The organism is Prevotella fusca JCM 17724 (assembly GCF_001262015.1).
Classification (GTDB): Bacteria; Bacteroidota; Bacteroidia; order Bacteroidales; family Bacteroidaceae; genus Prevotella; species Prevotella fusca.
In genome coordinates this window covers 1,582,711-1,607,792 of the sequence record NZ_CP012074.1, presented here as the reverse complement: position 1 = coordinate 1,607,792, position 25,082 = coordinate 1,582,711, and the positions used below count along the sequence as shown (strand labels likewise).

Here is a 25,082-nt window from a genome sequence, read left to right as displayed (position 1 = left end):
TCTTATATTTTGTTTAGGATGTATTTCTACAGTTGTTGGCAGCCATTGTGTCACAAGTCGGGTGCCTGCAGTTCGTTGCCAGTATTGTGGATGATTATTCTCTCACTGATTTCCTGCCCCTTGTCGTGTACAGTCAGTGTGATGTTGCCTTTCTTGTTGTTTCCTTCCAGCGTAATGACAAGTTTACCATGAAAGAGTTTCATCTGTGGTTCGGTGAATGACTCCAATGAGGTCGGGTCGCCATTGCAGACCGCTTTGAACCGTCCGGCACCTGACACGGTGAAGAAGAGTTCGTTGTCAGCATCCGGAACGGGATTGCCCTGCTCGTCAAGCATTGTCACTGTGATGTAGACAAGGTTGGCACTGGGGATGCCGCAGGTGGACTTGTCGGGCTCAAGTAGTAGCTTATGAGGTTTTCCGGCAGTGTAGACTGAAACGGAATCAGCTGCCTTTCCCTGCTCATCGTATGCCACAACCTTCAGCTCTCCGGGCTCATAGACGACGTTGTCCCATATCATCCGATAGCGTTCGGCACGCTGTCGGGCTTCTTCGGGAGTAGCTGCTTTTCCTGTAGCAGCCTCGCCCTGCACTTCTTTTCCAGCCTTCCTGCGTCGTCCCTGCGACTTCCCATTGACGAAGAGTTCCGCCTCCGGGTAGCTTGAATAGCAGAAGACGGGCGTCACCTGTCCCTCACGTCCGTTCCATGTCCAATGGGGAAGGAGGTGAAGTGTTGGCTTGTTCCTGTTCCATACCGCCCGATAGAGATAGTAACGGTCCTTAGGCAGCCCTGCAAGGTCGCACGCTCCGAAGTAACTGCTACGACTGGGCCAGTATTCATCGTAAGGAGTTGGTTCGCCAAGGTAGTCCGTTCCTGTCCAAATAAACTGTCCGATGGTATAGGGAAGGTCCTCCATAGCGATAAAGTCCTCCTCTGGCAGATTGCTCCACGAGCACCATTGCGTGTCGTAGCTTGACACCTGTCCGTCCTTTTCAGCCTCTGCCACGCCCCAGCGGACAGGAAACTTGTAGACCCCACGGCTTGAGACTGTCGAGGCAGTCTCTGACCCTAAGAGAAAACCCTTGGGCAGTTGTGCTATGTTGCGGTTGTATTTATAGACACGGTAGTTGAATCCCGGCACGTCCATTACCTGTGCAAAGCCTGCTTTCAAGGCTTCTTCAGCCCGGTCCATACCCTGTGTTACGGGGCGTGAGGGGTCGAGCCGATGACAGATTTCCTGTAGCCTTCCGGCAATCTGCCGACCTTCTTCGCTCCACTGTTCGGGAATTTCGTTGCCGATGCTCCACATCACGATGCTGGGATGGTTGCGATGATGCCTTACGAGATTCTCTATATCCTTGTCAGCCCAGTCGTTGAAGAACCGTGCATAGCCGTTCTTGCACTTGGGGTAGACCCACATATCGAAACTTTCAGCCATTACCATCATTCCCAGGGAGTCACAAAGCTGTGCGAAGAGTTCTGAGGGCATATTGTGGGCAGTGCGTATGGCGTCTGCTCCCATGTCCTTCATCTGTTTTATCTGACGTATCAGTGCCGCCTTGTTTTCCGCTGCTCCGAGTGGTCCGAGGTCGTGATGCAGGCATACACCTTGTATCTTCCTGCTGACACCATTCAGCTGAAAGCCCTTTTCCTTAGAGACTGAAACGGTGCGGACAGCCGTCTTCGTGGTGTAAAGAGGTAGCAGCGTGCCTTTGTTTCGGGTGTAGATGCCAAGGGGAATGAGGACGGGCTGTTCTGGGGTCCATACGCTATATTTACCTTTCTTCCATTTCAGTTCGGCGTGTGCAATGCCTGTGAGTGGGTCAAGGGTCAGTTCTGTCTGTTCCGGCTGCCCGTCTGCACTACCGTAGGCAATTGCTATCAGCTTCTTTTTACCGTCCCATCCGTCAACCTTTGCGTCAATGGAAAGTGTAGCACCATCGTCATCGAGGCGGGTTGTACGTATATAGACATTCCACGGGTCAATACGCATTTCGGGCGTAAGGACCAGTCTTACAGGGCGATAAAGTCCTGCTCCGGGATACCAGCGTGAGCTTTCCTCACGGTTATTGAGATGTACGATAATCGTATTTTCGCCTTTCTTCAGGTATTTTGTAGCATCAATTCGGAAGGCATTGTAGCCGTATGCCCACCGTCCAGCTTCCTTTCCGTTGATGTAGACAATGGGTTCTGACATCGCACCATCAAAGCAAAGATAAGCGTGGGAAAAGTCTTTACGGTTCTTGATGGTCAGCTGATGGCTGTACCATCCTTCTCCTATCCACGGTAACGCCCCGCTACGTCCGCTCTTTTCAGTAGCCTGTTTCTCGCCGTTCTGTTCTATTGCCACGCATTGTAAGTCCCATTTCTTGTCGAAGGGACCGCTGATAGCCCAGTCATGGGGAATGTTCACGGTCTGCCAGTGTAGGCTGTCGTGTGAAAACTTCCATGTCCGAAGCTCTGTCACTCGGTTCTGTGCCCAGTTGAGTGTGGTATGACAAATTAACAGCAGGGTGATGAATATTCTTGTTTTCATTGTCAAAAGTGTGTTTGTTTAGCATAATCCAATCAAGTTCCGTACTCTCTTGGAATGTTGTCGGTTGTGTCTTTGATGATTACCCACGTCTGGTAATATATGGGCATATATTATTTTGTTTCTTAGATTGATTACAAAGGTATATATTTTTTCCCACTTATTAAGGTGTATCTTTTTATTTTTACAGGAAGAACCGTTCTTTTCCAAGGGTTATGGAGGTGAATGAGACATGGGAATAGTGCTATGTATAAAGCGATGTTTCTTTCATGCCAAGGAAGCAGTCGGGGGTAAACAGCATATCAACGAACTCGTTGTTTCCTGCTGTTGAAACATCTGTTTTGTAAGAATCAAATCAATTGTGGAAAATAAAATGCGGAGTTGTTGAGGACATTTTTCACATCTTTAAACCCCAATAGGTCATTAGGGGCTAATAACCGGTTGGGGGTTAATAGTATTACCCAGTACAGGTAATGACATGGGAAAGGCTGAAACGTGCGAATGTATGCCATTGGGTGATATACAGCCTATGGTACAAACGGCAGCAGGAGTGCCTTTTAATACTTGAACGAACTGCCTCCGAGGAACTCTCGCAGCAGGGATGTCGGGGGAAGATTGCGGAAAGGAAGCGGTGCAAAATACTTCAGGAACTTTCGCAGGCGATAGGCTTCAGCATATTCCTCACAGTTCTCGGGCACCTGTTCCAGCACTTCTTCAGCCTGCGGTTTGATGACGGCAAGCTCGAAGAGCATGGCAGTATTGAACATTACATCCGCCTGTTCCTGATAAGGGAAAATCCACTTGTTCTCGCCGGCACGCACACTTGGCCAGCGGTGGATGGTGTCCTGTGCCGAACAGCCACGGTATTTGTGGTCGCGTACAATGCGCCGGAGCAGTCGGTTGTCAGTCGTCGGGATGTAGTTGTGGTCGTCCAGCAGGATGGTTGTGAGGGCAGATGCGTAGATTTTGAACTTCTTTTCATCTGCTATCTGATCGGTCAGTACGGGGTTAAGGGCGTGTATTCCCTCCACAAGCAGCACGTTGTTCTCGCCGAGATGCAGTTTCTTGCCGCTCTTCTCACTCGTTCCAGTCTGGAAATTATACTTAGGCAATTCCACTTCCTCTCCACGGAAAAGGGCGTTGAACTGCTCATTGATGAGCGGAATGTTCAGTGCATAGATGCTCTCATAGTCAAGTTCTCCATTTTCATCCTTCGGTGTTTCTTCCCTGTTCACGAAGTAGTCGTCAAGCGAAATCTGCACGGGTTTCACGCCACTTGCAAGGAGCTGTACCGAGAGTCGCTTGCAGAATGTGGTCTTACCGCTTGATGAGGGTCCGGCAATGAGCACTACTTTAGTCTGCTTCCGTCCGGCAATGGTATCGGCAATCTGTGATATTTTCTTTTCCTGCAGTGCCTCGCTGACGTTGATAAGGTCGGTTGAAAAGCCGTTCTTGAGTGCTTCGTTGAAGTCGCCGACGGTCTTTATTCCCAGAATACTCTGCCAGCGGTGATGTTCCTTGAACACCTCGAACATTTTGTCCTGCCGTACCATTTCGCCCAGTTTGGACGGGTCCTGTATGGAAGGGATGCGGAGCAGGACGCCATCAAAGTAAGGCTCAAGTCCGAAGAGGTGGAGCTGTGCGGTGTTTGTAAGCATCGAGCCGTAGTAATAATCCTTATAGTCATCCAGCACATAATGGACCGTATAGAGCGAACCGCTGCTGCGTAGCAGCTTTGCCTTCTGTGTATCGCCCAGTTCTTCAAACATCCTTACGGCTTCTTCCGTGGTGGTTTCGTAGCGTTGTATGGGCATCCGTGCATCGATAATCTCCTTCATCCGTGTACGGATACGGTCAACATCCTCTGCAGTGATGGCATGCCCGAGCTTCAGATTACAGTAGTAACCGTTTGAAACAGGGATGTCAATCACCACTTCACTGCCCGTATAAAGGTCGTGTACAGCCTTGCAGAGAACGAGGAAGAGCGAACGGGTATAGGTCCGGATACCCGATGGTGTGTGCAGGTCGAGGAACTCTATGTCCTTGTTACGATAGACACGGAAGTGGAGTCCTTCCACCTTATTATTTACTTTCGCACTTACTGGTCCATAGGTCATTTGCAGATTAATTTCCCTATAAATGTCAGAAAGTGTACTTCCCATTGGGACTTCTTGAGTTTTTTTATTATTTTTGCAACGGATTTGCAGTACTTGTCTCATAATCGTTTATGGTTAAAGAATAGGTCAGCGAAGAAGATTGACTGTCGCTGAAACGGATGGTAAAATTAGAGAAAGTTTTGCATATATCCAAGAAACAGGCATCACAAATTAAGTAATTATATGTCGATTTGGATTTTTTTTAAGCTCATTGGTGCATTGGCATTGCTGATGTTCGGTATGAAGGCAATGAGCGAGAGCCTGCAGAAAATGGCAGGTCCACAGCTGCGCCACGTCCTTGGCGCAATGACTACTAATCGTTTTACAGGTATTCTTACGGGTACATTCATCACAGGTGCTGTCCAGTCGTCAACGGCAACGACGGTGATGACGGTCAGCTTCGTGAATGCCGGGCTGCTGACACTGGTTCAGGCAATCTCGGTCATCATGGGTGCGAACATCGGAACGACGCTTACGGCATGGATTATGTCGGCTGGTTTCTCGTTCAATATCACCGACTTCGTGTGGCCGGCATTCTTTATCGGTATCGTTCTGATTTACTCCAAGAAGCGTAAACTCATCGGAGACTTCCTCTTCGGAATCTCGTTTATGTTCCTTGGACTGGGTACTTTGCGTCAGACAGGTATCGACATGGACCTCGCACACAATCAGGCTGTGCTCGATTTCTTCAGCCAGTTCGACCCCAAGAGCTTCTTTACGACAATCGTTTTCCTGCTCATTGGTAGCGTGCTGACCATGTGTGTGCAGAGTTCTGCTGCCATCATGGCTATCACGATGATCCTCTGTTCAACGGGCGTGCTGCCCATTTATCAGGGTATTGCGCTGGTGATGGGTGAGAATATCGGAACGACCGTAACCTCAAATCTCGCCGCCTTGACCGCAAACACGCAGGCACGGCGTGCGGCAATGGCACACATGGTGTTCAATGTCTTCGGAGTTATCTGGGTATTGTGCATCTTCCATCCTTTTATCAACATGGTATGTAGCTGGGTTGGATATGATGTTGACATGCCAAAGGGTGCTGCCGGCTTTGCTGCCAATGCTGCCAAGCTGAGCTTTGTGCTTGCTGCTTTCCACACAGCGTTCAATATTACGAATACGCTTATCCTTGTCGGACCAATCAAGTATCTGGAAAAACTGGTCTGCAAGATCATCAAGCCTAAGTCCAAGAAGGATGAGGATGAGTTCCGTCTGCACTTCATTCAGGCTGGTATCATGAAGACTCCGGAGCTTTCAGTGCTTGAGGCTTCAAAGGAGATAAAGTCGTTTGCCGAGCGTATCCAGCGTATGTTCGGCATGGTGCGTGAGCTGCTTGGCGAGAAGGATACTGATAAATTTACCAAACTCTACAGCCGCATCGAGAAGTATGAAGGTATTTCTGACAACATGGAGATTGAGATTGCCAAGTATCTTGACCAGGTTTCAAATGCCCATCTGAGTGATGAAACGAAGGAGAAGGTGCGTTCCATGCTTCGTGAAATCTCTGAGTTGGAGAGTATCGGCGATGCTTGTTTCAATATTGCACGCACTGAGAACCGACGCTTCCATGGTAAGGAAGACTTCACTGACGAGCAGTATGACCACATGCACCAGATGTTTGAGCTTACGGATGATGCCCTGACGCAGATGAACCGAATCCTCGTGGGACACCGTCAGGACAATGATGTAAACCGTTCGTTCAACATCGAGAACGAAATCAATAACTATCGTAACCAGCTGCGTTCCCAGAATATCAACGATGTGAACGACCACAAGTACACCTATGCCATAGGAACAATGTACATGGATATCATCCAGGAGTGTGAGAAGTTGGGCGACTATGTTGTCAATGTTGTTGAGGCACGCATGGGTGTACGCCAGCAGGATGCCTGAAAAAGCTGTCTGTTTTTTTAGTTAAAAAACGCATAAAGCAAAATAAAAGACCTCTCTTTCCATTAGGATAGGGAGGTCTTTTCGTATATTTGCAGGCGAAATGGATAATGTACTGATGTATCACACCTGTCTGGGAAGCCCACGGACATTCCAGTCCGAAACTCCCGGACACATTGTTCGGAGCCCTGTGACAAGCTGTCCGAAGTATCCGTGCAGAGCCTGAGGAGTATAGATACATTTCTTGAAGTTGTTTTTTATTATTCAGATAATTCATATTTTATAATTCAATTATTCCCCGTTTCAGACGAAAAAAATCTCTAATTTGTATATATGAGTACAAGCGACTATTCGATTATCTTCATGAAGATTATGGGCTCTCTTGCCCTCTTGATTTACGGAATGAAAGTTATGAGCGAGGCTCTGCAGAAGATGGCAGGCTCGCAGTTGCGCCATATTCTGGGTGCAATGACCACCAACCGTTTCACAGGAATGCTTACGGGTACCTTTATTACCTGTGCCGTGCAGTCGTCATCGGCTACGACTGTGATGACGGTGAGCTTCGTAAATGCGGGACTCCTTACCCTTGCACAGGCTATCTCGGTCATTATGGGTGCCAATATCGGTACTACGCTCACGGCATGGATTATGTCCCTGGGATTTAATGTCGACCTTACCTTGGTCGTCTTCCCTGCTTTCTTCATCGGAATTATCCTCATTTACAGTAAGAAACGGCGTTACATCGGTGACTTCCTCTTTGGTATTGCCTTCCTTTTCTTCGCCCTTGTGCTGTTGAGCAGTGCCGGGAAATCGCTCGATCTGGAGCATAACCCTGACGCAATACAGTTCTTCTCGTCCTTTGACAGGAACAGTCATCTGACGATTCTCATCTTCCTTCTGATAGGAACGCTCATTACCTGTATCGTGCAAAGCTCTGCTGCGGTGATGGCCATTACCATCCTGCTCTGCTCAACAGGTGTATTGCCGATTTACCTCGGTATTGCCTTGGTGATGGGTGAGAACATCGGAACGACTGCCACAGCCAATCTTGCAGCCCTCGGAGCCAACACGCAGGCACGCCGTGCAGCCTTTGCGCACCTGCTCTTCAATGTCTTTGGTGTCATCTGGGTAATGTGTCTCTTCTATCCTTTCGTCAATTTCGTTTGCCGACTTGTGGGTTATGACCCTGTAAACGATACGTTGCCTGCTGCACAGAAGGCTGCCTTGCTGCCTATAGTACTGGCAATGTTCCACACCTGCTTCAACGTCTGCAACACAACAGTGCTCATCTGGTTTATCCCACAGATGGAACGTGTGGCATGCTGGGCGATAAAGGTTAAGGCAAACAAGGAGGAGGAAGATTTCCGTCTGCGCTTTATCCATTCGGGTATCATGAAGACGCCGGAGCTTTCAGTGCTTGAGGCTTCAAAGGAGATACATTCTTATGCTGAACGTACACATCGTATGTTCGGCATGGTTCGCGACCTTCTGACAACGAAAGAAGATGCTGCTTTCGATAAACTCTATGAGCGTATAGAGAAGTATGAGGGTATATCGGATAACATGGAGGTTGAGATTGCAAAGTATCTTGACCAGGTGAGCGATGCACATCTCAGTGATGACACGAAGGAGAAGGTGCGTGACATGCTGCGTGAGATTACTGAAATAGAGAGTATCGGTGACTCCTGCTTCAACATTGCAAGAACGATAAAGCGCAAGCGTACCATCAAGGAGGAATTTACGGAGGCGCAGTATGACAGTATCAATCAGATGTTTGAGCTTACGGATGATGCTCTGACACAGATGAATACTGTGCTTGTAAAACATAAGTGTGATGTTGATGTGACCCGTACCTTCACTATCGAGAATGAAATCAACAACTATCGTGCTCAGTTGCGTACACGGAATATCAACGATGTGAATGAACATAAGTACACCTATACGGTCGGCACACTGTACATGGATATTATCCAGGAGTGTGAAAAGTTGGGCGACTTCATCGTCAATGTCGTTGAGGCACGTATGTGTATCAGAAAGTAAATGATTGCTCTTTGACGCTTCATGCTCGGCAGATGATAACTGTGAGCTGAAGGCATATAGTCAAATAAGATAAAAGCAGGGACATACTAAGTGTGTATCCCTGCTTTTTTTAGTTGGTATTAGTCCCTCTGCCATCTCTTTAAAGCTACACTATCGGGAATTATTTTCACGAGAAGAAGAATTTATTTTCATGAAGAAAAATATTTATTTACGTGAAAAAAAATATTTATTTTCATGAAAATAATTTGGAGATAGTGGTCATTTGAAAGAAAAAGACCACTATTTCACACTTTACTTCTTTATCCTCTGGAAATTAAAAGAGCATTCGTTCGTAACGAGTTAAAGCTGCTTATCAACGTCAAAACAAGCATTTAGGAGAGGAATAGATATCCCGAAGCACCACGGCAATGGTCTTCATCCGTACATAGTTCTCACTCAAGAACATAAAACCATGATAACGGTTGGCTGTTCCCCAGCTGTTCTTGCAGAGGAAGAAACGCCGCCCGTGCTGGTCGTGTGCCAGTCCTACGATTTCCATCACGTGGTCATCCGTCGTGCGATGTGCTTCAAAGGAAGCCTGCCGACGCTCAGCCGTCACTGGCTTGTCTTCGTTCTGCAATACAGCAAAACCATGGGAAAACATGAAACCAGACTCTGTTATGTCGCCTTCCCAGCACACAGGATGCCCTGCACGCAGACTCTTTACGATACAATTCATCATCGTGTCGAGCGGCACATTGAGGAAAGTATCATGGAAATAGTTATCAGGCACTTCCAAGGGGAAACGCTGTCCGTAAGGATGATGCGTGAAGCTGGTCAGCGCAGTATATTCATCATCCGTACATACGCTGTGAGTAAACTCCAATGGTGTGTACAGCGCACCCAGCATGAATACCTGTCGGGGAAGCGTTCCGATATGCTCATCCAAGAGTTTTTCAGAATCAACGCCACTGTTCAGCTTACTACACAGAACATTATAATCCAAGTCCTTCCTACGATGATAGGCATCATAATGCTGCAACCCGTAAGTCTGAATGAGGTCAAGTGTCATCGTACTCATTCCCCGGGTAGTGACGGACGGCATGTTCCGAACCATTTTCTTAGGGAGCAGGCGATGTCGTTCAGCCTGCTCACTGAGGTACATACGGGCTACATAATCGGGACTCAGGTTCACGGAATCACCCCTCATGATATGCTCGGTCTCAATGGTTGCGAGCATTCCATAGACCCAGCAGAGCGAACTTGTACCCTGATCCTTCACAGGAGTAGTGGGAAGTCTGAGATCAACGGTGAACTTCTTTTCCGGAACACTCGCCTTTTTATGCTGTTTTCCACAGCTTATAAGCACTAAAAAGGATAAGAATAAAAAGACTGTTTTCTTCATTCTTCAACTCAATATTATTGTTTCAATCTTGCACTCAGTTGTTGATAATTGTGTATTGTCAGCTAACATACACCAAACACAAACACTAAATAACCTGTATGACATTTGCCTTAACTCCTCTCATTCCCTTTCACTCCTGAACTCCTGAACATCTCCTCCCTCTCAATACTCCACCATCTTCGTCCAAGCCTCAGCCACAGCCTTATCCAATGGCGGCACAATGGCAGGAATAGAGAAAGTCCATACGTGGTTCTTCTCTTTTCTGATACGCTTGAGTTCGCTCTCACTGATAGTCATACGGTCCGACACATAGAACTCACTCCACACGTCAATACGGTCATCATCATCCTCACCACGGTAGTGAGCAAAGAAAGTCTGGTGTTTCTGGGAGGCAAAGAGCGTATTATCCGAGAGGTAACTCTCACTCTCATCAAACTGCGTCATACGAGCCACGATGCCGTACATACGCAGCTGGCTCATGTCGATTTCATGTTTGGGCTGTCCGATGAGTTCATCCATTTCAATGGTCGTCACCGTTTCAGCCTTTCCGTTTATCTTCTGTCTATCCTTGGTTATCCGCCCGCACTTGTCTGCCCATCGGTACACATCACCGTTGTTACGTGTGGAATATTCCTCACCGTTGATACTCTCAAGGAGTGTCTGCCGTTCCAGATTAGGCAGTGATATGCGCACAAAGGTGTCATCACCATTTGCTTTCGGAGCCTTACGCCGCCGCTCACCAAGGAACTTCCGTTCCACAAAAAGAGAGCCTTTCTTCCCTTCTGAAGCCTCAACTGTGGAGTCAGACAGCGGAATATAGAACTCCATCATCCCATCCACGAAGTAGCTGAGCATAGAGTTCGTTGCCTGATAGGCACGGTAATAACCTTTCAGACGGGTGTACCTCCGTTCCTGTGCATGCAAGGACAGGACAATGAACATAAGAATTATGGAAAGAAAGACGTTGCGATTGAACATTTCTTTTAGGGATTTCTTACGAGAATGAAAGAAGTTAAGAGGTGGAAAGGGATTAATATAAATGCTTTATTCCAAGGGCTTAAAGGAACTTAAATAACGGTTGGCTGGCTTGAAACGGGTCATCCGTTCAATTGGAATCAAAGATATTCCATCAGGATTCCCCACACGGCTATGATGTGACAGATACTGCCTGCAAGGACAAAGAAGTGGAAAACTGTGTGCATATATTTCTTTTTATTGAGCGAATAAAATACTGCACCAGTGATATACATTACTCCTTCAGCAAAAATCCAGATGAGTGATGAGGTCGCTAAAGTATCTATTAACGGCTTGAAAGCAACCAATGCAGAGAGCCCCATACCGATGAATGTCAGCGTTTCCAAGTTACTATGGTCATGCAGTTTACGGAGGGAAGATATGGTACCAAGTATGGCACAAAGCCATACAAAGGCAAACAGTCCCCATCCCCAGGCACCCTGATTGCGCAAGGCTATCAGTGTTATGGGTGAATAAGAACCTGCTATATGCCAATAGATGGCAGCATGGTCCCATTTCCGCAACCGTTCTTTCCATACAGAATGAGCAGAGAGGGCATGATAGACGGTGGAGGAAATGTAGCTGAAAAGCATTCCGACAAGATACAATATCACACCGGCTGTTGCCCAGCCAGCCTTCTCACGGAAACACCAGACAAGGAAAATCGTACCGAACACCACGCCCAGTACGATTCCACCGCCATGACTCCATGAGTTCCATAGCTCTTCTTTGTGTGAAAAGAATATCTTGCGTCTCACCTTTACACTACTTTCTTCTGTGGCTTCTGCCGCCACGTTTGCTGCTCTTCCTGTCGTTCTTCCTGTTAACAACATACTCTGCTGCAGCCTGTTTTGCCTTCAACGGACGTCCGTCATCAAGTGCAAAGTCGAGCTGCCGACGCTCCAAGTCAGCCTTCGCTACCTGAATACGGATAGGATCACCAAGCTGATAGACATGGTGACGACGACGACCGACAAGACAATAGTTCTTCTCATCGAAGTCGTAATAGTCATCATCGAGGTCGCGCATTGGTATCATACCCTCACAGTGGTTCTCATCTATCTCTGCATAGATGCCGAAACTCTGGATGCCGGAGATATGTGCATCGTAACATTCACCGATATGATCGCCCATAAACTCAACCATCTTATACTTGATGGAGTCGCGTTCAGCATTCTGTGCAACGAGTTCCATGTCTGAACAGTGCTCACAAAGCTCCTCGTAATGTTCCTTATTGGCAGAGCGACCGCCGTTCTGATAACGGGTTATCAGGCGGTGAACCATCATGTCGGGGTAACGACGGATGGGCGAGGTGAAGTGTGTATAATAGTCGAAGGCAAGTCCGAAGTGACCGATGTTGTGTGTGGTATATTTCGCCTTCATCATCGAACGGAGTGCAATAGCCTGTATCACCTTCTCCTCACGCTTGCCCTGCACCTCGTCCATGAGCTTGTTCAGCGCACGGGCAGTGGCACCCTTGGTGCTGGACGACTTTAGCTTATAGCCGAACTTAGCCGTGAACTCACGCAGGTTCTCGAACTTCTGCGGGTCAGGATTATCGTGAACACGGTAAGGAAGGGTCTTGGCTTTCTTGCCTTTCTTTGCTATACCGATGCTTTCAGCTACTGTTCTGTTAGCCAGAAGCATAAACTCTTCGATGAGTTTGTTGGCATCCTTTGACCGTTTAAAGTAACAACGGGTGGGCTTACCTTTCTCGTCAATGTCGAAGTGGAGCTCTTCAGAATCGAACTTGACACTTCCTCCCTTTATTCGACATGCACGAATCAGCTTTGCAAGACGGTCGAGTGTGACCACTTCTTCAGCATTCTCTCCCTGATATCCAGCCTTTCCAGGGTCTGGAGCAGGCTCGCCTGTACCGTCAACAACGCCATTGGCTTCCAATATCTGCTGTGCCTCTTCGTAGGCATAACGCCGGTTCGACTTGATAACCGTGTGCACAATGCGGTAGGTCTTTACATTTGCTTCATCGTCAAGATTGAAGATACAACTGAAAGCGAGCTTTTCCTCATCTGGACGGAGTGAGCAGATAAAGTTGCAAAGACGCTCGGGAAGCATCGGAACAGTGCGGTCAACGAGATAAACCGACGTAGCCCTCTGCTCTGCCTCACGGTCAATAATATCGCCCTCCTTGACATAATGCGATACATCCGCAATATGAACGCCCACTTCCCATAGTCCGTCTTTCAGCTTTCGGATAGAGAGCGCATCGTCAAAGTCCTTTGCATCCTTCGGATCTATCGTACAAGTCCATACGTCACGGAAGTCTTCACGCTCCGCATAGTCCTGCGCTGTAATCTCAGCATTAATCTTCTCGGCTGCATCCTCCACACGTTTCGGATACCTGTAAGGCAATCCATACTGTGCAAGAATGGTATTCATCTCCACGTCATTATCACCAGCTTCACCCAAGACGTCCACCACTTCGCCCACAAGATTCTTATGGTCAGCATCCGGCCACTTGGTAATCTTCACCAAAGCACGGTCATCTGTCGCTCCACCCTTGAGCTTCTTCTTGGGGATAAGGATATCATGAATAAAGAGATTCTCCTGTGTTACAAGGAAGGCAATGTCCTTCTCGACCCGCAACCTTCCTACGAAGGTGTCTTTCTTCCGTTGCAGTATCGCGATGACCATTGCCTCTTTTATATGATTCTGACGGCGAGCCATGAACTGAACCCTTACCTGGTCGCCGTTCAAAGCTGCCATAGAATTGCGCTCAGAGACGAAGACTGGCGTACCACCATCGTCTGGCAGAAACGTATTTTTACCATTCGCCTTGCGTATGAAAGTACCCTCCTGTACCTGTCCCTTGGTATTCAGCGTGTAAGCACTGTCTCCAACCTTTGACAGGAAGTCGTCCCACGCCATCTCCTCCATCACATCTATCGCCAGCATTTTGGCTGGATGCGTGGTAAGTTTGAGTGCATGGAATATCTGTTTGAAGCTGAATGTCTCGTCAGGTTGTGTCTGGAAGAAACTGGTGAGTCTCTCTGCAAGCTGTTTCTTGGTCAATCGTTTGCTGCCTTTCTTTTCTTTCCTCATAGTGGAATTAGTAGTTTGATGCTCAAGTAATGGTTATCCTAAGTAATCCAAAAGACTATCGAACGGTTTTGTCCGAAGGCTTCGGACAAGTCGTCCGAAATAGCCGTAGCATGTGTCCGGCAAACCGGAACAAAACGGTTTGATACTTAGCTGCAATGCACTTCAATACATACAAAACAACTAAAAACCGAAACTTGAGTTTTGTTATTTTCCACAAAGTAACGAAAAAGTTTGTATCTTTGCAAACGTTTGCAACGAAATTTTTAATGAAAAAGATACTTATAACAGGCGCATCGGGCTTCATCGGCTCCTTTATTGTGGAGGAAGCACTGCGAAAAGGCATGGAGACTTGGGCGGTAGTACGCCGTACTTCCTCACGGGAATACCTGCAGGATGAGCGTATTCACTTCATAGAACTTGACTTCTCATCCGTCGATAAGCTGAAGGAACAGCTCTCTGGACATCAGTTTGACTATGTTGTTCATGCCGCTGGCGTGACGAAGTGCCTGAACAAGGAGGACTTCTTCCGTGTCAACCGTGATGGTACTCGCAACTTCGTGCAGGCACTTCAAGAGCTTAATCAGCCTTTGGAGCGATTCGTTTTCCTCTCAAGTCTTAGCATCTTCGGTGCTATCAGAGAGCAACAGCCCTATAAGGAGATTGAGCCAACAGATACTCCACAGCCTAACACGGCATACGGTAAGAGTAAGTTGCAGGCTGAACAGTTGCTTCCTTCTTCCTTACCATATATCATTTTGCGCCCAACTGGCGTTTATGGACCACGTGAGAAGGATTACTTCCTGATGGCGAAAAGCATAAAGGGACACAGCGACTTCGCCGTAGGTTACAAGCAGCAGGATATCACCTTCGTATATGTAAAGGACGTCGTACAGGCTACCTTTCTCGCTTTAGACCACGGAAAGACGGGCAATGCCTACTTCCTAAGCGACGGCAACGTCTACCAGAGCACTACCTTCAGCGACCTTATACACGAGGAGTTAGGTCGTCCTTGGTGGATTCGCATCACCGCTCCGATATGGGTTCTGCGTGTCGTCACCTTCTTCGGCGACCTTATCGGACAAATGACTGGTAAGATTTCAGCTTTGAACAACGATAAATACCAGATTCTGAAGCAGCGTAACTGGCGTTGTAACATCCGTCCTGCGATTGAAGAATTAGGCTATAAACCTGAGTACGACCTCAAACAAGGCGTGAAAGAGACGATAGAATGGTATAAAAAAGAAGGCTGGCTATAGAGAAGCCTATCATTATTAGCCTTATAAGGCTTATAAGCCCTATTAGGCTAATAGGCCCAATTAGCCCAATAAAAACAGAACAATGAAACAATTCATCATAGACTTATTCAAATTAGAAAAGAAACCCGTAAAGGGACTTATGGCATACGAATGGGTGGTAATGGCTTATCTGTTGCTGACACTCATCGTCATCTTCTTTATGTACACCACCATAAACGACCCACAGGCAATGATTTTCGGTCGTCTGCGCATCGTTGCACTGACAGCTGCAATGTGGCTGGTCTATCGCATAGCTCCGTGTAGATTAACCCGTTTTGCACGTGTCGGCGTACAGTTAGGACTGCTTGCATGGTGGTATCCTGACACCTTTGAAATCAATAGACACCTGCCCAACCTCGACCATCTCTTTGCACAATGGGAACAGGACCTCTTTGGTTGCCAGCCGGCATTGCTCTTCTCAAAGGCTTTACCGGGACATCTCTTCAGCGAATTGTTCGACATGGGATATGCAGCCTATTACCCGATGATAGCCGCAATAGCCGTCTATTACTTCGGATGGTACTATAAGGAGTTCAACAGGGCAGCCTTCATCATCCTGGCTTCCTTCTTTATCTATTACGTTGTATTCATCTTCGTGCCCGTCACTGGTCCTACCTTCTATTACAAGGCAATAGGTCTGCAGAACGTGACAGCAGGCATCTTCCCTAATGTGCACGATTACTTCAACCATCATCAGGACTGCCTCCCAAGTCCGGGATATACTGACGGAATATTCTATCACCTCGTTGAAGATGCCAAGGCAGCCGGCGAACGTCCTACTGCAGCTTTCCCAAGCTCGCACGTAGGTGTCAGCACCGTCTGTATGTTGCTCCTTTGGCACGACCGTAACTATAAACTTCTGGCTGTTCTGGCACCATTCTATCTCCTGCTTTGCTGTGCCACAGTCTATATTCAGGCACATTACCTCATTGATGCCATCATCGGATTCATCACTGCCTGCATCCTCTTTGCCATCCTCCTGCGCATATCACGCAAGATGGTGACGAAAGGATAAAAACAGCTGATAAGAAATAAGAGATAAGCTGATAAGAAATAAGAAATAAATACAGGGATTTTACTAATTCACAATGGCGTTTTTTTATTTGATAAGTGGCTGAAATGTGATTTCCTTTTGCTGTTTTGAAAGGTTTATATACTCGATTTTCATAGACATTAAAGGGCAAAAATACTTTTTATAAATACTCATGACAGGTACTTTTTTCTTGTCTTTTTTGGATAAGAATTAAAAGTTAGAAAGTTCTTAAAATATTCTATAATGGATAACTTTCATATCATATTTTTTTGTTAACTTTGTCGATAATAAAAATACTAAATGACGTAAATAGTTAATAATGTGATACTTATAAATAAGTAAGTAGATACAGGAAAGCAATGAAAGTAGCATAAAAAAGAAAACTATATATAACAAGTAATGAATATAACAAAACGCAATGGGGAAATAGAAGTCTATAATAATGAAAAGATTTCGATAGCCATTAAAAAGAGTTTTATCAGCACCGGGAAGGATGTTTCAGACAGCGAGATAGCCGGAATGGTCAGTGAAGTAGAACAGTTCATCACTGACAATCCCGAACTGCGCACCGTCGAGGATATCCAGAACCGTGTGGAGAAGTGCCTTATGGCACATGGTCATTACGATGAAGCGAAGAATTACATCCTCTTCCGCTATCAGCGTAATGAGCAGCGACAGGCTATCAACTACATTGCGTGGGCGGCTGACGACCGTCAGCTGGCTGATGTGCTGCACAGTGTGGCACGCGAATACCGCGAGCGTTCCTATAGTATGGTGACGCTTCAGGAGAAGTTTGCCAGCTTCTGCAAGCCCGGAATGTCGCAGAAGGATGCTATTGAAGCACTTATCAAGGCAGCTGTGGAACTGACAACCCCTGAGGCTCCGGCTTGGGAGATGATTTCAGCACGTATTCTCTCCTATCATTCCGAACAGAAGATTACCCGACTGGAGGAAGAGATGGGGCTCAAGACCTTCTATCGTAAGGTTAAATATATGACTGAAGAGGGACTTTACGGCGATTATATTCTTCAGAATTATAGCGAAGAAGAAATCAATGAGGCAGCTACTTTCATTGATTCTGAACGCAACAAGCTCCTCAACTACTCTGGTCTTGACCTGTTGCTAAAGCGTTATGTTATCAAGAATTATTCTGGTAAGGTGATTGAACGTGTACAGGAAATGTTCCTTGGTATTGCGCTGCATCTTGCTATGCCAGAGCAGAAGGATAGCCGACTTATGTGGGTACGTCGTATCTACGACCTGCTTAGTCAGCTGGAAGTAACCATGGCTACACCGACCCTCTCCAATGCACGCAAGCCAAGTCATCAGCTTTCCAGCTGCTTCATTGATACCGTACCTGACAGTCTGGATGGTATCTATCGCAGCTTGGATAATTTCTCACAGGTGAGCAAGTTCGGAGGTGGTATGGGAATGTACTTCGGTAAGGTACGTGCTACGGGTGGTAATATCCGTGGATTCAAGGGTGTAGCAGGTGGTGTAATCCGCTGGATGCGACTCGTTAATGACACTGCCGTTGCTGTTGACCAGTTAGGAATGCGCCAAGGTGCTGTAGCCGTTTACCTGGATGTATGGCACAAAGACCTGCCCGAGTTCCTGCAGCTTCGTACCAACAACGGTGATGACCGTATGAAGGCACATGATATATTCCCGGCTATCTGCTATCCTGACCTTTTCTGGAAGATGGCAGAGGAAGACCTGAATCAGAACTGGTCGCTCTTCTGTCCGAACGAAATTATGCGTATCAAGGGGTATTGCCTCGAGGATTGCTATGGCGAGGAGTGGGAACGTAAGTATCTTGACTGTGTCAACGACCAGCGTCTTTCACGTCGTGTTATCAGCATCAAGGATATTGTTCGTCTTGTTCTTCGTTCTGCCGTTGAGACAGGAACACCATTTACATTCAACCGTGACACGGTGAACAGGGCTAATCCTAACGGTCATAAGGGTATGATCTACTGTTCTAACCTCTGTACAGAGATTGCTCAGAACATGGCTCCGATAGAGACTGTTTCCAAGGAAGTAGAAACAAAGGATGGTGATACCGTTGTCGTTACGACTACTCGTCCGGGTGAGTTTGTGGTATGTAACTTGGCAAGTCTGTCACTTGGCAGACTCCCATTGGAGGACGAGGAGAAGATGAAAGAGAAGGTTGCAACGGTTGTTCGTGCACTTGATAACGTCATCAACCTCAACTTCTATCCTGTACCTTATGCACAGCTTACCAACCAGCGTTATCGTTCAATCGGCTTGGGCGTGAGCGGTTATCACCATGCTCTTGCCAAGCGTCGCATCAAGTGGGAGAGTGAAGAGCACCTGCAGTTTATGGATAAGGTGTTTGAAACCATCAACCGTGCGGCTATTCTTGCCAGTTCAGACCTTGCCAAGGAGAAGGGAAGCTATCAGTTCTTTGAGGGAAGTGACTGGCAGACGGGTGCTTACTTTGATAAGCGTGGTTATGATAGTGCTGAATGGCAGGATGTCCGTAAGACAGTTGCACTGCAGGGTATGCGCAATGCTTATCTTCTCGCTGTCGCTCCAACCAGCAGTACAAGTATCATTGCAGGCACAACAGCCGGCTTAGACCCTATTATGAAGCGTTTCTTCCTGGAAGAGAAGAAGGGAAGTATGCTTCCACGTGTTGCTCCTGAGCTTTCAGATGAGACTTACTGGATGTATAAGAGTGCTTATCTTATCAACCAGAAGTGGAGTGTCCGTGCTTCTGGTGTACGCCAGCGGCATATCGACCAGGCACAGAGTATGAACCTATATATCACCAATGACTTCACAATGCGCCAGATACTCGACCTTTACCTGCTGGCTTGGAAGGATGGTGTCAAGACCATCTACTATGTCCGAAGCAAGTCATTAGAGGTGGAAGAGTGCGAAAGCTGCGCATCTTGATTATAGTAATAAAGAACTTGGCAACAGCTAAAGGAATCAAGGAAGTTATAGGATTTAAAACAACAAAACGATAAAGAGAACGTAAAAATAATGGACAATAAACTGAAACGTAATACCTTATTCAACCCTTCAGGCGACATTGACCTGCGCTTGAGACGAATGATTGGCGGTAATACTACTAATCTGAATGACTTTAATAACATGAAGTATTCATGGGTGAGTGACTGGTACAGACAGGCAATGAATAACTTTTGGATTCCGGAGGAAATCAATCTTTCACAGGACTTCAAGGATTATCCGCGTCTTGAAAAGGCTGAACGTACAGCCTACGACAAGATTCTCAGCTTCCTTGTTTTCCTTGATTCGCTGCAGAGCAACAACCTCCCGACTATCAGTGAATATATTACTGCGAACGAGGTAAACCTCTGTCTGCATATCCAGGCGTTCCAGGAGTGTATCCATAGTCAGAGTTACAGCTACATGCTCGATACTATCTGCAGTCCTGAAGAGCGTAACGACATTCTCTATCAGTGGAAGACTGATGAGCACCTATTGAACCGTAACAAGTTCATCGGCGACTGTTACAATGAGTTCCATGAGAAACGTGATAAGTTCAGCCTGATGAAGACGCTCATTGCTAACTTCATCCTTGAAGGTATCTACTTCTACAGTGGATTTATGTTCTTCTATAATCTCAGCCGAAATGGCAAGATGTCGGGGTCTGCACAGGAGATACGCTATATCAACCGGGATGAGAATACACACCTGTGGCTCTTCCGCAGCATTATTCTTGAGCTGAAGAAAGAAGAGCCTGATATGTTCACTCCTGAGAAGATAAAGGTTTATGAGGATATGATACGTGAGGGTGTGCGCCAGGAAATAGCATGGGGACAATACGTTATCGGCAATGATGTGCAGGGACTTAACGCTCAGATGGTATCTGATTATATCCGTTATCTGGGCAATCTCCGCTGGTCGGGTCTCGGTTTTGGTTTCCTCTATGATGACAACCAGAAGGAACCTGAGAACATGAAGTGGGTAGGGCAGTACTCTAATGCCAATATGGTAAAGACCGACTTCTTTGAAGCTAAGAGTACGGCATACGCCAAGAGTACGGCATTGATTGATGACTTGTAAGCAAAGAGGTTCATTCCAAGAATAAAACAAAGTTATTAGCTTTAACTCATCATATCTGCATAAAGATAAATAAAGCCAAATGTATTGTAGGTTACAAACTATCAACAATACATTTGGCTTATTATTTTATGCTTGCTTACATCAGTCTACTTCCGATGAATTCTTACCTTTCAACTGAATCATTCATCATCTCATTAAACCTTATATAATACTCCGCACCACTTGTGCTGAGCACTAACACACTATGTGTTTACCACTAACACGCCCCGTGTTTACATACAACACAAATGAATAATAGGATGTTGGAGTTTATAAACACACATATACTTATTACAAAACTGTTGATAACTCTGTGGAAAACTCGGTTGATAACTCTTTTATAACCCTGTGGATATCCACACAGCCACAGAAGAAGACCGCTCTATGTGGATATCCACAAGGTTATTAATGCAGTTTTAGAGAAGTTTTACACAACTTTCATATCAAAAAAGATATAAACTTATTATCTTTGCACCGATTGTGGATAATGTGGATAACTAAGTATAATGCCTGAATATCAAACAGAAAAAGAAAGCATAACTTGTTAATAAACTGACACCAAAGTTTGATAACCATTCTGGCAAGAAAATGACTGAAAAGTTCTGCACTAATCCACAGCCCATCATACTAAAACATTCTTTTTTCTTTTAAAAGAGAAATAAAGAATAATATACAAGTTGAACGGATAAAACGGAGAATATGAAACAGCTGAAGATTTATATAGTATGTCTTTTTGCAATGATAGCCGTCAGTGCATCCGCACAGTGTACGTTCCGTAACACGGCTTTCAGCAGTGGAGAATACCTTACATATAACCTTTACTATAACTGGAAGTTTATATGGGTGAAGGCAGGTACGGCTTCTTGGTACACTGTTTCCTCTACCTATAAGGGTACTCCGGCTTATCGTGCTTCGCTGACGACACGTGGCAACGGCAAACTGGATGATTACTTCGTACTGCGTGACACGTTGCTTGCGTATAATTCAAAGCAGATGGAACCGCTCTACTTCCGTAAGGGAGCAAGGGAAGGAAAGCGATACACGGTGGATGAGGTATTCTACTCTTATCATAATGGTAAGAGTAAACTGCGCCAGCACAGAATCAATAACGAAGGAAAACACCAGTGGATGGAGAATACATACGATGACTGTTCCTTCGATATGATGAGTATCTTCCTGCGTGCACGTAGCTTCAACCCTGAGAGCTGGAAGAAAGGTGAAGTGGTGAAGTTCCCCATCGTCGACGGAAACAGCCGTCATCCTGCCCGCATCGTCTATGGTGGTAAGGAGAATATCAAAGCTGATAATGGTCATAAGTACCGTTGTCTGCGTCTTAGCTATTTTGAGTATGAGGATGAGAAGTGGCGCGAGATAGCCAATTTCTATGTTACTGATGACAGCAACCACATCCCTGTACGCCTTGATATGCGACTGAAGTTCGGTTCTGCCAAAGCCTTCCTTGTATCAATGAAGGGTATCAACAGTCCGATTACTTCACAGGTGAAATAAACAAGACGACACATTATTAATATTATTTTTCAGAGAGAGAATGTAGGAGACAGGCTGTTTAAAAGCTGTTTCCTACCATTAGGGATGCACGAACCGTGTGTCCCTTCTTTTTTATATAGGCAGCTATAAGAGCGTTGCCAACAGTTTGTTGTACGATTACCAGCCGTTGGTCATATAATAGGTAATACGATGCAATGTTCTTTTCAATCGCTTTTTCTCACAGACTTTCAGCTGATTTCATTACAATGTAATTCATACCATCGGTTTGAAAAAAATAATCCATTGACTATTAATTACCTCTTCTAAAACTTGTATGATAAGAATGTAATTATTATTTTTGCAATCAATTCGATACAGATGATTATGTGTAATGCGCTGCATTAAGGTGATTTATAGTGCATATCTTTAAAGTTGTTTATCTTTTCCAGGATTTACTTTATCGTATTATGATATTATCTTTACAGCTGTAAAACGATAAGAACATGAAAGTTAACAGGTTAATCTTTACTTTAGGTATGGTGGTTATTGCCATGACCGCACACGGTCAGACATCAACCATATCAGGCGAACTGCTCGACTCACTGACACATGAGGGTGAGCCTTACGCTACAATCAGAGTCTACAAAGGTAAGAAAAGCGAGACTCCAGTGGCTATGTCGGTGACAGGACAGGATGGAAAGTTCTCTCAGAAGGTGACAGGACAGGGCAGTTATCTCGTCTCTTTCACTTCAATGGGACGCAAGGAAATTCTGCGGAAGGTACAACTGACGGCAACGGGTGGCATAATCAACCTCGGAAAACTCCTTGTACAGGATGACACGAAACAGCTGCAGGGCGTGGAAGTAGTGGCACAGAAGCCGCTGGTGAAGATGGAAACCGACAAGATGACCTATGATGTTCAAAGCGACAATGATGCCAAGACAAACACAGTACTTGATATGTTACGTAAGGTTCCGATGGTAACTGTGGACGGACAGGACAATATCACCGTCAATGGACAAGGTTCCTTCAAGGTTTATGTGGACGGAAAACCTAACGTAATGTTCTCTTCCAATCCTTCACAGATATTCAAGGCAATGCCTGCTTCGGCTGTGAAATCCATCGAAGTGGTCACCAATCCCGGTGCAAAATATGATGCAGAAGGAGTCGGTGGTGTGCTGAATATCATTATGAACAGCGGTGATGGAAAGAGCAAGGCAAAGATGAATGGATATAACGGTAATGTAGCTTTCACCCTAAGCAACAAGGGCTACCGTACCACAACCTTCTTTAGTGGACAGCAGGGAAAGCTCACCTACAGTGCCAATGTCATGGGAACGAAAATCAAGTCAAACGGAACAGAAACCGAAATGCGCCGTACTTCATCTGATGGGTCTGCTATGTCCTATTGGCAAAAGGGCAATACAAAAATCAATTTTTCGATGGCTAACATCAGCTTAGGCTATGAACTCGACTCTATGAGTAATATCGGTGCTACCTTTGGTTTGACCGGTTACAAGATGAAGAATGATGGACACCCTATGACAACCTTCTCAGGTGGAGTCTATGGAACTGGCTTTACGTACGGCAATGAGATGACGATGGAGAATAAGAATACGTCATTTAATGGAAGTGTAGACTATCAACGCTTCTTTAATAAGGCACGCACAAGCAGCCTGACGCTGAGTTATCTCTTCACAACTTCCCCTGCGGAGAACAATAACCGACGCATCTATGATGCACTGCCGGCAGGTGTGACGATTCCTTTAAAAGACCTTTATTCAGCCTCTAAGACACGTGGAACGGAACATACTGTGCAGATTGACTTCACGACTCCATTAGGAAAAGGACAGACATTGAGTACTGGTTTGAAGTTTATCTCTCATCGCAATTCATCTGACTCTAAGTTCTATGACATCACTGGAGGCAAGGAGGTTTATAATGCAGCCAACAGTGTGGACTACAAGAACACACAGAGTATCTTGGCAGAATATGCTGAGTACAGTGCAACGATGGGTAAGTTTGGTGCAAAGGCAGGTCTGCGTTATGAGCATACGTGGGAGAAGGTGAATTTTATCGTTGGTTCCGGTGCCGACTTCAAGAAGAACTATGGAAGTCTTGTACCCTCTGCCAGCTTCACCTATAACATCTCAGGCGGTGTCAATTTAGGCTTAAACTATAACATGCGTATCAGCCGTCCGGGCGTTAGTTACCTCAACCCATATATCGATCGTTCCAATCCAACGTTCTTGAGTTATGGTAATCCGAACCTATCGGTTGAGAAGAGCCACAAAGTAAGTCTGGTATTCAATTACTTTACACCGAAGTTCATGATTAATATGACACTTGGTGAGGCCTTTGCCAACAACCAGATTGAGCAGTATTCATTTATGAACAGCGGTGTACTGAACACTACTTACGGCAACATCGTGCGTAGCCGCTGGACCAACTTCACTACCTTTATGAACTATGCCGTCACCCCTAAGACACGTATCATGCTCAACGGTGGCTTTGACTATGGAGATATCCGTTCCCAGCAGTTGGGCGAATATAATCATGGATGGCAGGCAAGCGCATTCTTGGGACTGCAGCAGACCTTCCCTTGGAAGCTGAATTGGAGCGTATTTTTTGGTGGACTGACCAAGAAATACTTATTGCAGGGTCATAATGGTGGCTTTAATATGTTCACATCAACCCTCTCAAAGAGTTTTATCAAGGACAAACTCAACCTCAGTCTGATGTATTTCGTACCTTTGACGGGAAAGATGCACATCAAGCAATACAGCCGTGGTGCTAACTTCGAGAACCACATGAACATCACGATACCAGTACAACAGGTGGCATTAACCATCACTTGGAATTTTGGAAACACCAAGAAGCAGTTCCAGACACATAAGAGTAATATCTCAAATGACTTCCAAGAGAAGAAGAACGACCAGCAGATGAATGGTGTTGGAATGGGTGCCGGCGGTGGTATGTAGCCACTTCTCTGAATTATTTTCATGAAGAAAAATATTTATTTACGTGAAAAAAAATGTTTTTCTTCATGAAAATAATTCTTTCTTTGCGTGAAAATAATTCGCATCGAGT

14 protein-coding genes are annotated in these 25,082 nt (G+C 45.9%); 8 read left to right on the top strand and 6 right to left on the bottom strand.

The features are described 5' to 3' along the window. Positions 1–50: 50 nt before the first annotated feature. Together ADJ77_RS06560 and ADJ77_RS06555 are read right to left on the bottom strand one after the other, a co-directional pair. The gene (locus tag ADJ77_RS06560) at positions 51–2,534 is read right to left on the bottom strand and encodes a DUF4982 domain-containing protein (protein ID WP_025077620.1); all 2,484 of its coding nucleotides are present in this window, start codon (positions 2,532–2,534) and stop codon (positions 51–53) included. 554 nt (positions 2,535–3,088) lie between these two features. Then, the gene (locus ADJ77_RS06555; protein WP_025077621.1) at positions 3,089–4,750 is read right to left on the bottom strand and encodes a nucleoside kinase; all 1,662 of its coding nucleotides are present in this window, start codon (positions 4,748–4,750) and stop codon (positions 3,089–3,091) included. Positions 4,751–4,870: 120 nt separating this feature from the next. On the opposite strand from ADJ77_RS06555, the gene ADJ77_RS06550 reads away from it, so the two are divergent. Next, positions 4,871–6,580, top strand: coding sequence for a Na/Pi cotransporter family protein (locus ADJ77_RS06550; protein ID WP_025077622.1), 1,710 nt, complete (start codon positions 4,871–4,873; stop codon positions 6,578–6,580). Positions 6,581–6,910: 330 nt separating this feature from the next. Continuing rightward, positions 6,911–8,617 carry a Na/Pi cotransporter family protein gene (locus ADJ77_RS06545; protein ID WP_025077623.1) on the top strand — a complete coding sequence of 569 codons (1,707 nt, stop codon included), beginning with the start codon at positions 6,911–6,913 and terminating at the stop codon, positions 8,615–8,617. A 358-nt stretch (positions 8,618–8,975) separates the two neighbouring features. On the opposite strand, the gene ADJ77_RS06540 is transcribed toward ADJ77_RS06545, so the two are convergent. The 4 genes from ADJ77_RS06540 to rnr form a co-directional block, all read right to left on the bottom strand. Beyond that, positions 8,976–10,001, bottom strand: a complete 1,026-nt coding sequence (locus tag ADJ77_RS06540) for a C1 family peptidase (RefSeq protein ID WP_025077624.1) — start codon at positions 9,999–10,001, stop codon at positions 8,976–8,978. Between the two features lie 162 nt (positions 10,002–10,163). After that, a complete protein-coding gene (locus tag ADJ77_RS06535) occupies positions 10,164–10,979 on the bottom strand; it encodes a hypothetical protein (RefSeq protein WP_025077625.1) in 816 nt (271 codons plus the stop codon). 137 nt (positions 10,980–11,116) lie between these two features. Beyond that, on the bottom strand, positions 11,117–11,773 hold the full coding sequence (trhA, locus tag ADJ77_RS06530; RefSeq protein ID WP_025077626.1) for a PAQR family membrane homeostasis protein TrhA: 657 nt from the start codon (positions 11,771–11,773) through the stop codon (positions 11,117–11,119). 7 nt (positions 11,774–11,780) lie between these two features. Then, positions 11,781–14,078, bottom strand: coding sequence for a ribonuclease R (gene rnr / locus ADJ77_RS06525; RefSeq protein ID WP_050696162.1), 2,298 nt, complete (start codon positions 14,076–14,078; stop codon positions 11,781–11,783). A 266-nt stretch (positions 14,079–14,344) separates the two neighbouring features. On the opposite strand from rnr, the gene ADJ77_RS06520 reads away from it, so the two are divergent. The 6 genes from ADJ77_RS06520 (at position 14,345) to ADJ77_RS06495 (ending at position 24,973) form a co-directional block, all read left to right on the top strand. Continuing rightward, positions 14,345–15,334: an NAD-dependent epimerase/dehydratase family protein gene (locus tag ADJ77_RS06520; RefSeq protein WP_025077627.1), complete on the top strand. Its 990-nt coding sequence runs from the start codon at positions 14,345–14,347 to the stop codon at positions 15,332–15,334. An 82-nt stretch (positions 15,335–15,416) separates the two neighbouring features. After that, positions 15,417–16,388 carry a phosphatase PAP2 family protein gene (locus ADJ77_RS06515; protein ID WP_025077628.1) on the top strand — a complete coding sequence of 324 codons (972 nt, stop codon included), beginning with the start codon at positions 15,417–15,419 and terminating at the stop codon, positions 16,386–16,388. Positions 16,389–16,805: 417 nt separating this feature from the next. After that, on the top strand, positions 16,806–19,328 hold the full coding sequence (locus tag ADJ77_RS06510; protein WP_025077629.1) for a ribonucleoside-diphosphate reductase subunit alpha: 2,523 nt from the start codon (positions 16,806–16,808) through the stop codon (positions 19,326–19,328). A gap of 90 nt (positions 19,329–19,418) precedes the next feature. Continuing rightward, the gene (locus ADJ77_RS06505; RefSeq protein WP_025077630.1) at positions 19,419–20,465 is read left to right on the top strand and encodes a ribonucleotide-diphosphate reductase subunit beta; all 1,047 of its coding nucleotides are present in this window, start codon (positions 19,419–19,421) and stop codon (positions 20,463–20,465) included. 738 nt (positions 20,466–21,203) lie between these two features. Further along, positions 21,204–22,013, top strand: a complete 810-nt coding sequence (locus ADJ77_RS06500) for a DUF3108 domain-containing protein (protein WP_025077631.1) — start codon at positions 21,204–21,206, stop codon at positions 22,011–22,013. A 482-nt stretch (positions 22,014–22,495) separates the two neighbouring features. Further along, complete coding sequence (locus tag ADJ77_RS06495; RefSeq protein ID WP_050696161.1) at positions 22,496–24,973, top strand: outer membrane beta-barrel family protein; 2,478 nt, start codon at positions 22,496–22,498, stop codon at positions 24,971–24,973. Positions 24,974–25,082: the final 109 nt, after the last annotated feature.